This is a genomic window from Bacillus spizizenii TU-B-10, from assembly GCF_000227465.1.
Taxonomy (GTDB): domain Bacteria; phylum Bacillota; class Bacilli; order Bacillales; family Bacillaceae; genus Bacillus; species Bacillus spizizenii.
Window position 1 is genome coordinate 153,017 of the sequence record NC_016047.1, and the last position, 13,037, is coordinate 166,053.

Genomic DNA, 13,037 nt, shown 5'->3' on the forward strand with positions numbered 1-13,037 from the left:
CTGTATGAGACTGAAATGCACGATTTCTTATGACGGACATTTGTTTAATGGATATCAGGTGCAGCCGGGAAAAAGAACGGTTCAGAATGAACTTGAGAAGGCTTTGGCTGTCCTGCATAAGTCGAAAGACAGAATTCCGGTCGTTTCGTCAGGAAGAACAGATAGCGGGGTTCACGCAGCCGGACAGGTGATTCATTTTGATACTCCGCTGTCTATCCCGGCGGAGAGATGGCCGTATGCTTTAAATGCACTGCTTCCGGACGATATCGCAGTCAAACAGGCAGAAATTGCGGATGATGGGTTCCATGCACGATTTAGCGCAGTCAAAAAAGAATATCGCTATTTTGTATACACGGAGAAACACCCGGACGTATTTAAACGGCATTACGCTTACCATTTTTCATATCACCTTAATGTGCAGAACATGAGAGAAGCGGCAAAGCATCTTATAGGGACACATGATTTTACGAGCTTTTGCGCGGTTAAAACAGAAGTGCAGGACAAGGTAAGAACGATTTACGAACTTGATTGGACTGAGACGGATGACGGCCTGCAAATGCGGATCACAGGCAGCGGTTTCTTATATAATATGGTCAGAATTATTGTGGGTACTTTGCTTGATGCAGGTATTGGAAAAATTTCTCCCGATGATGTGAAATCCATGCTGGCAGCGAAGGATCGCGAAGCAGCAGGGCGTACAGCACCGGGGCATGGGCTATATTTATGGAACGTTTACTATGACAACTAAACCAGGTGTATAATATTTTCTTGACAGAGTCTGCATAAAGTTATAAGATATCATATGGTATGTATTTCAACCCCACGATAAGCCCCGGAACTTATTGTGTTGTGAAATAGAACGTAATCGAAGTTTATTGAAAATGACAGATCATTTAGGAGGGAAATTCAATGCGTACAACACCTATGGCTAACGCAAGTACTATTGAACGCAAGTGGTTAGTTGTTGATGCTGCTGGCAAGACTTTAGGTCGTCTTTCTTCAGAAGTTGCAGCTATCCTTCGCGGAAAACACAAACCAACTTACACACCACACGTTGATACTGGAGATCATGTGATCATCATCAACGCTGAAAAAATCGAGTTAACTGGTAAAAAGTTAACTGACAAAATCTACTACCGTCACACTCAACATCCAGGCGGATTAAAATCAAGAACTGCTCTTGAAATGCGTACAAACTACCCTGAGAAAATGCTTGAGCTTGCTATCAAAGGCATGCTTCCAAAAGGTTCTCTAGGTCGTCAAATGTTCAAAAAATTGAACGTATACCGTGGTTCTGAGCATCCACACGAAGCACAAAAACCTGAAGTTTACGAACTTCGCGGTTAATTAAAAAGGAGGTTACCAATTTGGCACAGGTTCAATATTACGGTACTGGCCGTCGTAAAAGCTCTGTAGCGCGTGTGCGTTTAGTTCCAGGAGAAGGTCGTATCGTCGTTAATAATCGTGAAATCAGCGAACACATCCCATCTGCAGCTCTAATCGAAGATATCAAACAACCATTAACTTTGACTGAAACAGCTGGCACTTATGATGTTTTAGTAAACGTACATGGAGGCGGCTTATCTGGTCAAGCTGGAGCAATCCGTCACGGTATCGCTCGTGCTTTGCTTGAAGCAGATCCAGAATACCGTACAACTCTTAAACGTGCAGGTCTTCTGACTCGTGACGCTCGTATGAAAGAACGTAAAAAATACGGTCTTAAAGGCGCTCGTCGTGCACCTCAGTTCTCAAAACGTTAATTTTACGTTTTCAAAGCTCTCGACCTTGTGTTGGGAGCTTTTTTATATTAATAAAATGCTCATACCTCCGCATACAGTAAGATAACTAAATGAACGCTTGACGGACTAAGCAAAATGCTTGCTTATAAACGGTCTCACTGTAATAATCATGATAGCTTTCATGTCATTACTACGTTTGGAATCTGGTCAAAGTTCTTAATGGTTATGTCGTCAGTCCAGCTCATTCTAACCACTGGTCTCAACCTGTTAAATCTCCCTGCTGATTCTTCCACTGTATCATAGCCCGGAGGAACACTAGCTTTTTGCTAATGACACCATTTGACGAAATAAGTGTAAATCTGATGACGTAAATCACATATCTCCTTTGTGATTTTTTTGCGTTTTTATGAACTTTTTTCTAAATATACAAAGGGAAAGCGATAACAATCTAGAAATATTTGTTATACTCTATACATTAAAGTAAGGAGAACGATTCATGAATGCGTTAGTAGACCATAATAGCAAAGCCTGGGATCAAAAAGTAGAAACAGGCAATGAATGGACTGTTGCTGTTGAGCAGCATGTCATCGAACAAGCGAAAACAGGCAATTGGGATATAAGGGTAACACCAATGAAAGATGTACCGAGGGATTGGTTTCCCCCTGTCAACGGGCTGAAAGTACTCTGTTTAGCATCAGGTGGCGGCCAGCAAGGCCCGATTTTGGCAGCTGCAGGAGCGGATGTCACTGTATTAGATAACTCGGAAAAACAGCTGGATCAGGATAGAATGGTTGCTGAGCGCGATGATCTCAAGATACATACTGTCAAAGGAAGCATGGACGACCTCAGTCAATTTAAGGATGAATCATTTGATGTCATTGTACATCCTGTTGCCAATGTTTTTGTTGAGAACGTCCTCCCAGTCTGGAAGGAAGCGCACCGTGTGCTGAAAAGAAACGGTGTTCTAATCTCAGGCTTTGTAAATCCAGTCGTATTTCTGTTTGATGTAGAATTAGAACAGCAAGGGATTTTAAAAGTAAAACACTCCATTCCATATGCCGACTCAGAAGATCTTCCAAAGCATAAAGTGAAAAAACTGATTGAAAAAAATGAGGCTCTGGAATTCGGCCATTCCTTAGAAGACCAAATCAAGGGCCAGATTGATGCCGGTTTTATCGTCACTGGATTTTACGAAGATAAAGGCGGGTTTGTATTGGACCAATATATTCATACATATTCTGCAACAAGAAGCGTGAAAGTATGAAAAGCAGCGACCTATTAAAGGGGCTGTTTTTTTAATAATCACTAACAGAACATTTGTTCCGACCTCGTGGAAAGCTGCTACATCCTCTTCTTTTTATCGATTCGGCACCTTCATTTGGGCGAATTTCCAATCGAATTCGGGCATTGTTTCACTATCCAATCCTCAAAATAACCGGTAAAAGGAGAGTGAATTTATATGGCAGAAGTACTGTCTTTTATGGATGTGAAACGCCAAAAGGATTTTGAATTAGAAAAGAACTTGCTCAAAGAACTCTCTCTGAGACAAATTATCCAGTCTGTTAAGGACTGTTTGGAACCATTATTTCCATTTTTTCATGATGAAAGAGATATTATTACCGAAGGCTGTATTGATTTTGCGATAGAAGCTTATTTGTTAGGCGGGCGTTTTGGGATATTCGGCTATTACGGAGAATCCATGCAGAGCATCAGTGCTCGCTCTGCAAGAGAAGAAGAAGAGCTTCGTATGGAGTTTTTTGATTATCTCTATAATTGGACACACGAGCAATACACAACATTTGATAAAAATACGGTTTATGAAGCAGCACGCAAGTTCATTAAAGACTGGTGGACAGAGGGGTTTGTCCAAAGAGAAAAACAGTGTAAGCTTCGCATGCGTTAATCATATTTCCCGGCCCTGTCCCATAGTTATGTAGTAACGGACAAGCGGGAGGGGAAGGGATGAGGAAAAAGCTTAAATGGCTTGGTTTTTTGCTAGGCTTTATCGTATTACTATTTCTATTCAAGTATCAGTTCAGCAATAACGATTCTTGGAAGCCATGGAGTCTGCCCTTGAGCGGGAAAATTATTTATCTGGATCCAGGTCATGGCGGGCCTGACGGCGGAGCAGTCGGCGGAAAGCTGTTAGAGAAGGATGTAACCCTGGAAGTGGCCTTTAGAGTCAGGGATTACCTTCAGGAACAAGGAGCGCTTGTCATCATGACCAGAGAAAGTGATACCGATCTCGCTCCAGAAGGAACGAAGGGCTACAGCAGACGAAAAGCAGAAGACTTAAGGCAGCGAGTTAAATTAATAAACCATTCAGAGGCTGAACTTTATATCAGCATTCATCTCAATGCGATTCCGTCACAAAAATGGAGCGGAGCCCAAAGCTTTTATTTCGGAAAATATGCGGAAAATGAGAAAGTCGCGAAATACATTCAGGATGAGTTGAGAAGAAACCTGGAAAACACAACCCGGAAAGCAAAGCGGATTCATGGTATCTACTTAATGCAAAACGTCACCAAACCGGGGGCGCTTGTAGAAGTTGGATTTTTATCCAATCCAAATGAAGCAAGGCTGCTCGGGAAGTCGAAATACCAGGACAAGGTGGCATCTTCCATATATAAAGGCATTTTGCGATATTTCACAGAAAAAGGAGACCCTCCGGAGTAAAGAGGGTTTTCTTATGGTTCTAAGCATAAGACACCCGCCATTTATGTATGATATAATAATGCTTGTAAACGAATACACAAAAGGGTGAGGTTCGATGATAAGAGAAGATGAAGTAAGAAAACTAGTCGGTGAAATGCGCGAACCTTTTCTTCAAAGACCTCTGGGAGAATTGGATGCCGTTAAGGAAATTAAAATAAAGCCTGAAAAACAGCATGTCAGTGTAAAAGTCGCTCTTGCCAAAACCGGAACTGCAGAACAAATGCAGATTCAGCAAGAGATCGTAAACGTCTTAAAAGGGGCAGGCGCTGAGACGGTCGGCCTTCGATTTGAAGAGCTGCCTGAAGAAACGGTTGCAAAATTCCGGGCGCCGTCAGCTGAGAAAAAAACATTGTTAAATATGGATAACCCACCAGTCTTTCTTGCTGTAGCAAGCGGAAAAGGCGGCGTAGGCAAATCAACTGTGTCAGTAAACCTTGCTATTTCTCTGGCTCGACTTGGGAAAAAGGTCGGTTTAATTGATGCGGATATTTATGGCTTCAGTGTGCCGGATATGATGGGTATCACTGTGCGTCCTACTGTTGAAGGAGAGAAACTGCTTCCTGTTGAACGCTTTGGGGTAAAGGTGATGTCAATGGGCTTCTTCGTAGAAGAAAATGCTCCGGTCGTATGGAGGGGGCCAATGCTTGGCAAAATGCTAAACAACTTTTTCCACGAAGTAGAGTGGGGAGAAGTAGACTATATCGTTCTTGATCTTCCGCCTGGGACGGGGGACGTTGCTCTCGATGTACATACTATGCTTCCGAGCTGCAAAGAAGTCATTGTATCGACACCGCATCCAACAGCTGCTTTTGTCGCAGCGAGAGCGGGTTCTATGGCAATTAAAACCGATCATGAGGTCGTTGGTGTCATAGAAAACATGGCTTATTATGAAAGTGCAAAGACAGGGGAAAGAGAATATGTCTTTGGAAAAGGCGGGGGAGATAAACTAGCTGAGGAACTAAACGTGCCTTTGCTCGGCAGAATCCCGTTGAAACAGCCTGATTGGGATCAGGACCAATTTGCGCCGTCTGTTTATGATGAAAATCATCCAATCGGAGAAATTTATCAGGACATTGCAAAAAAAATAGTTGCAAAAATGTCAGTGCAAGTATAAAAAAGGTGAACCGGGATTCTAGATCCCGGCTTTCCCTTTATTCACTTTCTTTGGCAGTATCTTTTGCTGCTTTTTTTAGCTCATCTTCGAACTGTTTTTTGTAAAGCGGACTAGAAAGTGTTTCGTTAATAACCTCTTCTAAATAACTGCGGAATTCTTGGCTTTTTGCCAGTTCGCTGTACTTTTTATTCATGCCCGGATCCTGCATAACGCCCATCAGCATCTTCTGGTAATCCGGATCCTTCATCAGTTTTTTAATCACTTTTTCATGCTCTGTCTGAAGAGTTTTGGCAAAGCCTTGAGCAAAATCAGTGTCTTCAAAGATGTTTTTCCAGAATTCTTCACCTTTTTTAGAGGTAAGTGTTTTTTCTATTGTTCCTTTAATCGCATCTTGGTCAATCACCAGCGCTTCATTCATCGCATCATCGTTTAATAATTCCTTAATTGCTTTCTTTCCATCATCAGTTTTTAATATATCAACAACCATTTTTTTGGTCTGATCATAGTCCATATCCGCTGCTTGGTCTTTTGGAGCGCAAGCTGTTACAGATAATAACAAAAAACAGCTCATCAATAGCATTTTGGCTTTTGACATGCTTAAGCTCCTTTCACATACTTGTCTTACTTTTAATATGATTCATCTGTTTGGAATTATACATAACAAAATATCGCGGTTTGCGATTTTTGAGGGGATGAATAAAGAAATGAAAAGCCGTGGTTTGGTTCGTTTTTTCTTTTCTATTTTAGCTGTCGGAGCGGTTATCACGAGTATTGTGGGTTTTGCTTTAAAATGGGGAGAATATAAGGGACTGTTTCTTGCTTTTGAAGCGGGACAGATTTTCTCTGTTTTATTTTGGTTTATCGGTGTAGGCATGATTTTCAGTGTGATCAGCCAAATGGGTTTTTTCGTGTTTTTAACAGTTCACCGGTTTGCGCTTGAGATATTAAGGTCCTCGTCTTTGTGGAATTTGCTTCAGCTGTTTTTCATCCTGTTTGTTGCTTTTGATTTAATGTACGTGCGTTTTTTATTTTTTGGAGAGAGCGGAGAGTCGCTGGCTGGCTATGCGTGGTTACCGGTGTTTTTATTGATATTTGGAGTGATTACAGCTTATATAAAGCAAAAGCAGTCCTCTAAGAAAACGTTTGTGTCATCGTTGTTTTTAATGGTTGTGATTACCGCATTAGAATGGTTCCCTGCGCTAAGAGTAAATGATGAGGACTGGCTTTATTTAATGCTTTTCCCGTTAATGGCGTGTAATGCTTTCCAATTGCTGATGCTGCCGAAGTTTGCAGCAAAGTAATTACTTTACCTCTGCGGATTTGGCATCTGAATTTGCGATGAGATCACCTACGGTTACATTTTTTAATCCTTTTTCTTTAAGATGGTGGATGATATCGGGCAACGCTTCTTCTGTTTGTTTTGCCGAGTCGGAGGCGTGTAAAAGAATAATGTCTCCTCCGGAAACTTGCTTGGTCACATTGTCGATGATTTTTTCAACTCCGGGATTTGTCCAATCTTGAGAGTTCACACTGTAATGAACAACTGTATAATTGTATTGCTTTGCGACCGTTAGAACATTCTTATTGAATTGTCCGGTAGGGGGTCTTAATAGCTGTATGTTTTTGATCCCTAACTTTTCAAAGGCAGTTTGTGCACGGTTAATGTCTTTTTTTATTTCGCTGCTTTCTAAATTGGCATAGTTTTTATAGGCGTACCCCATGCTCCCAATTTGATGGCCATCCTTCACTATACGTGCCACTGTGTCAGGGTGGCGTTCGGCCCAAGAAGCGGAAAGGAAAAATGTCGCATTTTTAATCCCGTTCGCTTTCAAGGTGTCAAGAATGGGTTCTGCTTTCTCATCCCCCCAGCTGATATCAAACGTAAGTGCGATGTCTTTTGAATCTGTTTCTCCTTTATAAATGGCTTTAGGTCCGGTGTCAGTTGAAAACACGGGAAGCGGGACAGTTCTTTGAATGTAAAAAAAGCTGGCTGCTGCAAATGCGGCGATAAGTATAATAATAAATTGTTTCACTCGTTTAATGTGCCACACATAGAAGTGATTCACTGATGAGTCCTCCTTATCTTGTCCATCATTCTTGTTTTTACATTTTATGAGCATGGCCAATTGAATATAACCGATAAAATGTCGCTTTACATTCAGCTTAAATTAGGTGTTGACCTATTGATAATATCCGTGATATATTATTATTCGTCGCTGATAAACAGCCGACGTCAACTAAAAGCTTCATTAAATACTTTGAAAAAAGTTGTTGACTTAAAAGAAGCTGAATGTTATAGTAATAAAGCTGCTTCGTTAAGCGGCAGTAATGATCTTTGAAAACTAAACAAGACAAAACGTACCTGTTAATTCATGTTTTATAAAATCGCACAGCGATGTGCGTAGTCAGTCAAACTACTTTATCGGAGAGTTTGATCCTGGCTCAGGACGAACGCTGGCGGCGTGCCTAATACATGCAAGTCGAGCGGACAGATGGGAGCTTGCTCCCTGATGTTAGCGGCGGACGGGTGAGTAACACGTGGGTAACCTGCCTGTAAGACTGGGATAACTCCGGGAAACCGGGGCTAATACCGGATGCTTGTTTGAACCGCATGGTTCAAACATAAAAGGTGGCTTCGGCTACCACTTACAGATGGACCCGCGGCGCATTAGCTAGTTGGTGAGGTAATGGCTCACCAAGGCAACGATGCGTAGCCGACCTGAGAGGGTGATCGGCCACACTGGGACTGAGACACGGCCCAGACTCCTACGGGAGGCAGCAGTAGGGAATCTTCCGCAATGGACGAAAGTCTGACGGAGCAACGCCGCGTGAGTGATGAAGGTTTTCGGATCGTAAAGCTCTGTTGTTAGGGAAGAACAAGTACCGTTCGAATAGGGCGGTACCTTGACGGTACCTAACCAGAAAGCCACGGCTAACTACGTGCCAGCAGCCGCGGTAATACGTAGGTGGCAAGCGTTGTCCGGAATTATTGGGCGTAAAGGGCTCGCAGGCGGTTTCTTAAGTCTGATGTGAAAGCCCCCGGCTCAACCGGGGAGGGTCATTGGAAACTGGGGAACTTGAGTGCAGAAGAGGAGAGTGGAATTCCACGTGTAGCGGTGAAATGCGTAGAGATGTGGAGGAACACCAGTGGCGAAGGCGACTCTCTGGTCTGTAACTGACGCTGAGGAGCGAAAGCGTGGGGAGCGAACAGGATTAGATACCCTGGTAGTCCACGCCGTAAACGATGAGTGCTAAGTGTTAGGGGGTTTCCGCCCCTTAGTGCTGCAGCTAACGCATTAAGCACTCCGCCTGGGGAGTACGGTCGCAAGACTGAAACTCAAAGGAATTGACGGGGGCCCGCACAAGCGGTGGAGCATGTGGTTTAATTCGAAGCAACGCGAAGAACCTTACCAGGTCTTGACATCCTCTGACAATCCTAGAGATAGGACGTCCCCTTCGGGGGCAGAGTGACAGGTGGTGCATGGTTGTCGTCAGCTCGTGTCGTGAGATGTTGGGTTAAGTCCCGCAACGAGCGCAACCCTTGATCTTAGTTGCCAGCATTCAGTTGGGCACTCTAAGGTGACTGCCGGTGACAAACCGGAGGAAGGTGGGGATGACGTCAAATCATCATGCCCCTTATGACCTGGGCTACACACGTGCTACAATGGACAGAACAAAGGGCAGCGAAACCGCGAGGTTAAGCCAATCCCACAAATCTGTTCTCAGTTCGGATCGCAGTCTGCAACTCGACTGCGTGAAGCTGGAATCGCTAGTAATCGCGGATCAGCATGCCGCGGTGAATACGTTCCCGGGCCTTGTACACACCGCCCGTCACACCACGAGAGTTTGTAACACCCGAAGTCGGTGAGGTAACCTTTTAGGAGCCAGCCGCCGAAGGTGGGACAGATGATTGGGGTGAAGTCGTAACAAGGTAGCCGTATCGGAAGGTGCGGCTGGATCACCTCCTTTCTAAGGATATTTATGGAATATAAGACCTTGGGTCTTATAAACAGAACGTTCCCTGTCTTGTTTAGTTTTGAAGGATCATTCCTTCGAAACGTGTTCTTTGAAAACTAGATAACAGTAGACATCACATTCAATTAGTAAGACAAGATATCACATAGTGATTCTTTTTAACGGTTAAGTTAGAAAGGGCGCACGGTGGATGCCTTGGCACTAGGAGCCGATGAAGGACGGGACGAACACCGATATGCTTCGGGGAGCTGTAAGCAAGCTTTGATCCGGAGATTTCCGAATGGGGAAACCCACCACTCGTAATGGAGTGGTATCCATATCTGAATTCATAGGATATGAGAAGGCAGACCCGGGGAACTGAAACATCTAAGTACCCGGAGGAAGAGAAAGCAAATGCGATTCCCTGAGTAGCGGCGAGCGAAACGGGATTAGCCCAAACCAAGAGGCTTGCCTCTTGGGGTTGTAGGACACTCTGTACGGAGTTACAAAAGAACGAGGTAGATGAAGAGGTCTGGAAAGGCCCGCCATAGAAGGTAACAGCCCTGTAGTCAAAACTTCGTTCTCTCCTGAGTGGATCCTGAGTACGGCGGAACACGTGAAATTCCGTCGGAATCCGGGAGGACCATCTCCCAAGGCTAAATACTCCCTAGTGACCGATAGTGAACCAGTACCGTGAGGGAAAGGTGAAAAGCACCCCGGAAGGGGAGTGAAAGAGATCCTGAAACCGTGTGCCTACAAGTAGTCAGAGCCCGTTAACGGGTGATGGCGTGCCTTTTGTAGAATGAACCGGCGAGTTACGATCCCGTGCAAGGTTAAGCAGAAGATGCGGAGCCGCAGCGAAAGCGAGTCTGAATAGGGCGCATGAGTACGTGGTCGTAGACCCGAAACCAGGTGATCTACCCATGTCCAGGGTGAAGTTCAGGTAACACTGAATGGAGGCCCGAACCCACGCACGTTGAAAAGTGCGGGGATGAGGTGTGGGTAGGGGTGAAATGCCAATCGAACCTGGAGATAGCTGGTTCTCTCCGAAATAGCTTTAGGGCTAGCCTCAAGGTAAGAGTCTTGGAGGTAGAGCACTGATTGGACTAGGGGCCCCTACCGGGTTACCGAATTCAGTCAAACTCCGAATGCCAATGACTTATCCTTGGGAGTCAGACTGCGAGTGATAAGATCCGTAGTCGAAAGGGAAACAGCCCAGACCGCCAGCTAAGGTCCCAAAGTATACGTTAAGTGGAAAAGGATGTGGAGTTGCTTAGACAACCAGGATGTTGGCTTAGAAGCAGCCACCATTTAAAGAGTGCGTAATAGCTCACTGGTCGAGTGACTCTGCGCCGAAAATGTACCGGGGCTAAACGTATCACCGAAGCTGCGGACTGTTCTTCGAACAGTGGTAGGAGAGCGTTCTAAGGGCTGTGAAGCCAGACCGGAAGGACTGGTGGAGCGCTTAGAAGTGAGAATGCCGGTATGAGTAGCGAAAGAGGGGTGAGAATCCCCTCCACCGAATGCCTAAGGTTTCCTGAGGAAGGCTCGTCCGCTCAGGGTTAGTCGGGACCTAAGCCGAGGCCGAAAGGCGTAGGCGATGGACAACAGGTTGATATTCCTGTACCACCTCCTCACCATTTGAGCAATGGGGGGACGCAGGAGGATAGGGTAAGCGCGGTATTGGATATCCGCGTCCAAGCAGTTAGGCTGGGAAATAGGCAAATCCGTTTCCCATAAGGCTGAGCTGTGATGGCGAGCGAAATTTAGTAGCGAAGTTCCTGATTCCACACTGCCAAGAAAAGCCTCTAGCGAGGTGAGAGGTGCCCGTACCGCAAACCGACACAGGTAGGCGAGGAGAGAATCCTAAGGTGATCGAGAGAACTCTCGTTAAGGAACTCGGCAAAATGACCCCGTAACTTCGGGAGAAGGGGTGCTCTGTTAGGGTGCAAGCCCGAGAGAGCCGCAGTGAATAGGCCCAGGCGACTGTTTAGCAAAAACACAGGTCTCTGCGAAGCCGTAAGGCGAAGTATAGGGGCTGACGCCTGCCCGGTGCTGGAAGGTTAAGAGGAGCGCTTAGCGTAAGCGAAGGTGCGAATTGAAGCCCCAGTAAACGGCGGCCGTAACTATAACGGTCCTAAGGTAGCGAAATTCCTTGTCGGGTAAGTTCCGACCCGCACGAAAGGCGCAACGATCTGGGCACTGTCTCAACGAGAGACTCGGTGAAATTATAGTACCTGTGAAGATGCAGGTTACCCGCGACAGGACGGAAAGACCCCGTGGAGCTTTACTGCAGCCTGATATTGAATGTTGGTACAGCTTGTACAGGATAGGTAGGAGCCTTGGAAACCGGAGCGCCAGCTTCGGTGGAGGCATCGGTGGGATACTACCCTGGCTGTATTGACCTTCTAACCCGCCGCCCTTATCGGGCGGGGAGACAGTGTCAGGTGGGCAGTTTGACTGGGGCGGTCGCCTCCTAAAAGGTAACGGAGGCGCCCAAAGGTTCCCTCAGAATGGTTGGAAATCATTCGCAGAGTGTAAAGGCACAAGGGAGCTTGACTGCGAGACCTACAAGTCGAGCAGGGACGAAAGTCGGGCTTAGTGATCCGGTGGTTCCGCATGGAAGGGCCATCGCTCAACGGATAAAAGCTACCCCGGGGATAACAGGCTTATCTCCCCCAAGAGTCCACATCGACGGGGAGGTTTGGCACCTCGATGTCGGCTCATCGCATCCTGGGGCTGTAGTCGGTCCCAAGGGTTGGGCTGTTCGCCCATTAAAGCGGTACGCGAGCTGGGTTCAGAACGTCGTGAGACAGTTCGGTCCCTATCCGTCGCGGGCGCAGGAAATTTGAGAGGAGCTGTCCTTAGTACGAGAGGACCGGGATGGACGCACCGCTGGTGTACCAGTTGTTCTGCCAAGGGCATCGCTGGGTAGCTATGTGCGGACGGGATAAGTGCTGAAAGCATCTAAGCATGAAGCCCCCCTCAAGATGAGATTTCCCATTCCGCAAGGAAGTAAGATCCCTGAAAGATGATCAGGTTGATAGGTCTGAGGTGGAAGTGTGGCGACACATGGAGCTGACAGATACTAATCGATCGAGGACTTAACCACATTTTGAATGATGTCACACCTGTTATCTAGTTTTGAGAGAACACTCTCAATTTGTTTGGTGGCGATAGCGAAGAGGTCACACCCGTTCCCATACCGAACACGGAAGTTAAGCTCTTCAGCGCCGATGGTAGTCGGGGGTTTCCCCCTGTGAGAGTAGGACGCCGCCAAGCAGATTTTTTATTTCTACCATGTTTGTTTATGAAGCTTATATTATTCCGCAGTAGCTCAGTGGTAGAGCTATCGGCTGTTAACCGATCGGTCGTAGGTTCGAATCCTACCTGCGGAGCCATTGCTTCCATAGCTCAGCAGGTAGAGCACTTCCATGGTAAGGAAGAGGTCAGCGGTTCGAGCCCGCTTGGAAGCTTATTTAAAATACGTTGATCTTATGCAGTTTCCGCGAAAT

At 45.8% G+C, this 13,037-nt stretch carries 10 protein-coding genes, 2 tRNA genes and 3 rRNA genes; 13 read left to right on the forward strand and 2 right to left on the reverse strand.

Features of this window, described 5'->3' with window-relative positions; translation table 11 throughout:
* The first annotated feature begins 4 nt into the window (after positions 1-4).
* The 7 genes from truA (at position 5) to salA (ending at position 5,568) form a co-directional block, all read left to right on the forward strand.
* Positions 5-748: a tRNA pseudouridine(38-40) synthase TruA gene (truA, locus tag GYO_RS22460; RefSeq protein ID WP_014112352.1), complete on the forward strand. Its 744-nt coding sequence runs from the start codon at positions 5-7 to the stop codon at positions 746-748.
* A gap of 161 nt (positions 749-909) precedes the next feature.
* Positions 910-1,347, forward strand: a complete 438-nt coding sequence (gene rplM / locus GYO_RS22465) for a 50S ribosomal protein L13 (RefSeq protein WP_003241966.1) — start codon at positions 910-912, stop codon at positions 1,345-1,347.
* A gap of 20 nt (positions 1,348-1,367) precedes the next feature.
* Positions 1,368-1,760 carry a 30S ribosomal protein S9 gene (gene rpsI / locus GYO_RS22470; protein WP_004399691.1) on the forward strand — a complete coding sequence of 131 codons (393 nt, stop codon included), beginning with the start codon at positions 1,368-1,370 and terminating at the stop codon, positions 1,758-1,760.
* A gap of 475 nt (positions 1,761-2,235) precedes the next feature.
* Entirely contained in the window at positions 2,236-3,003 is a 768-nt protein-coding gene (locus GYO_RS22475; RefSeq protein WP_014112354.1) for a class I SAM-dependent methyltransferase, read from the forward strand.
* A gap of 195 nt (positions 3,004-3,198) precedes the next feature.
* Positions 3,199-3,642 (forward strand): YbaK family protein, encoded by a 444-nt coding sequence (locus tag GYO_RS22480; protein ID WP_014112355.1) that lies wholly within the window; start codon positions 3,199-3,201, stop codon positions 3,640-3,642.
* 59 nt (positions 3,643-3,701) lie between these two features.
* Positions 3,702-4,415, forward strand: coding sequence for an N-acetylmuramoyl-L-alanine amidase CwlD (gene cwlD / locus GYO_RS22485; RefSeq protein WP_014112356.1), 714 nt, complete (start codon positions 3,702-3,704; stop codon positions 4,413-4,415).
* Between the two features lie 94 nt (positions 4,416-4,509).
* On the forward strand, positions 4,510-5,568 hold the full coding sequence (gene salA, locus GYO_RS22490; RefSeq protein ID WP_014112357.1) for an iron-sulfur carrier protein/transcriptional regulator SalA: 1,059 nt from the start codon (positions 4,510-4,512) through the stop codon (positions 5,566-5,568).
* Positions 5,569-5,605: 37 nt separating this feature from the next.
* Here the strand turns inward: salA and gerD are convergent, their stop codons facing one another.
* Complete coding sequence (gerD, locus tag GYO_RS22495; protein WP_014112358.1) at positions 5,606-6,163, reverse strand: spore germination lipoprotein GerD; 558 nt, start codon at positions 6,161-6,163, stop codon at positions 5,606-5,608.
* 109 nt (positions 6,164-6,272) lie between these two features.
* Between gerD and kbaA the strand changes: the two genes are divergently transcribed.
* Positions 6,273-6,869: a KinB-signaling pathway activation protein gene (kbaA, locus tag GYO_RS22500; protein WP_014112359.1), complete on the forward strand. Its 597-nt coding sequence runs from the start codon at positions 6,273-6,275 to the stop codon at positions 6,867-6,869.
* On the opposite strand, the gene pdaB is transcribed toward kbaA, so the two are convergent.
* Positions 6,870-7,634: a polysaccharide deacetylase family sporulation protein PdaB gene (gene pdaB / locus GYO_RS22505; protein ID WP_014112360.1), complete on the reverse strand. Its 765-nt coding sequence runs from the start codon at positions 7,632-7,634 to the stop codon at positions 6,870-6,872. It lies immediately after the preceding gene.
* Positions 7,635-7,987: 353 nt separating this feature from the next.
* Between pdaB and GYO_RS22515 the strand changes: the two genes are divergently transcribed.
* The 5 genes from GYO_RS22515 (at position 7,988) to GYO_RS22535 (ending at position 12,998) form a co-directional block, all read left to right on the forward strand.
* Positions 7,988-9,537: ribosomal RNA gene (locus GYO_RS22515) — 16S ribosomal RNA — on the forward strand.
* A gap of 169 nt (positions 9,538-9,706) precedes the next feature.
* Positions 9,707-12,634, forward strand: a 23S ribosomal RNA gene (locus GYO_RS22520).
* Between the two features lie 54 nt (positions 12,635-12,688).
* A 5S ribosomal RNA gene (gene rrf, locus GYO_RS22525) occupies positions 12,689-12,804 on the forward strand.
* Together the 16S, 23S and 5S rRNA genes with 2 tRNA genes alongside form the textbook arrangement of a ribosomal RNA operon.
* Positions 12,805-12,848: 44 nt before the next feature.
* Positions 12,849-12,923, forward strand: a tRNA-Asn gene (locus GYO_RS22530).
* A gap of 2 nt (positions 12,924-12,925) precedes the next feature.
* A tRNA-Thr gene (locus tag GYO_RS22535) sits at positions 12,926-12,998 on the forward strand.
* Positions 12,999-13,037 lie beyond the last annotated feature (39 nt).

Excerpts from the sequence above, each read along its gene's own strand:
- truA (WP_014112352.1), top strand. The coding sequence starts at position 5 with ATGAGACTGAAATGCACGATTTCTTATGACGGACATTTGTTTAATGGA.
- rplM (WP_003241966.1), top strand. The coding sequence starts at position 910 with ATGCGTACAACACCTATGGCTAACGCAAGTACTATTGAACGCAAGTGG.
- GYO_RS22475 (WP_014112354.1), top strand. The coding sequence starts at position 2,236 with ATGAATGCGTTAGTAGACCATAATAGCAAAGCCTGGGATCAAAAAGTA.
- GYO_RS22480 (WP_014112355.1), top strand. The coding sequence starts at position 3,199 with ATGGCAGAAGTACTGTCTTTTATGGATGTGAAACGCCAAAAGGATTTT.
- cwlD (WP_014112356.1), top strand. The coding sequence starts at position 3,702 with ATGAGGAAAAAGCTTAAATGGCTTGGTTTTTTGCTAGGCTTTATCGTA.
- salA (WP_014112357.1), top strand. The coding sequence starts at position 4,510 with ATGATAAGAGAAGATGAAGTAAGAAAACTAGTCGGTGAAATGCGCGAA.
- gerD (WP_014112358.1), bottom strand. The coding sequence starts at position 6,163 with ATGTCAAAAGCCAAAATGCTATTGATGAGCTGTTTTTTGTTATTATCT.
- kbaA (WP_014112359.1), top strand. The coding sequence starts at position 6,273 with ATGAAAAGCCGTGGTTTGGTTCGTTTTTTCTTTTCTATTTTAGCTGTC.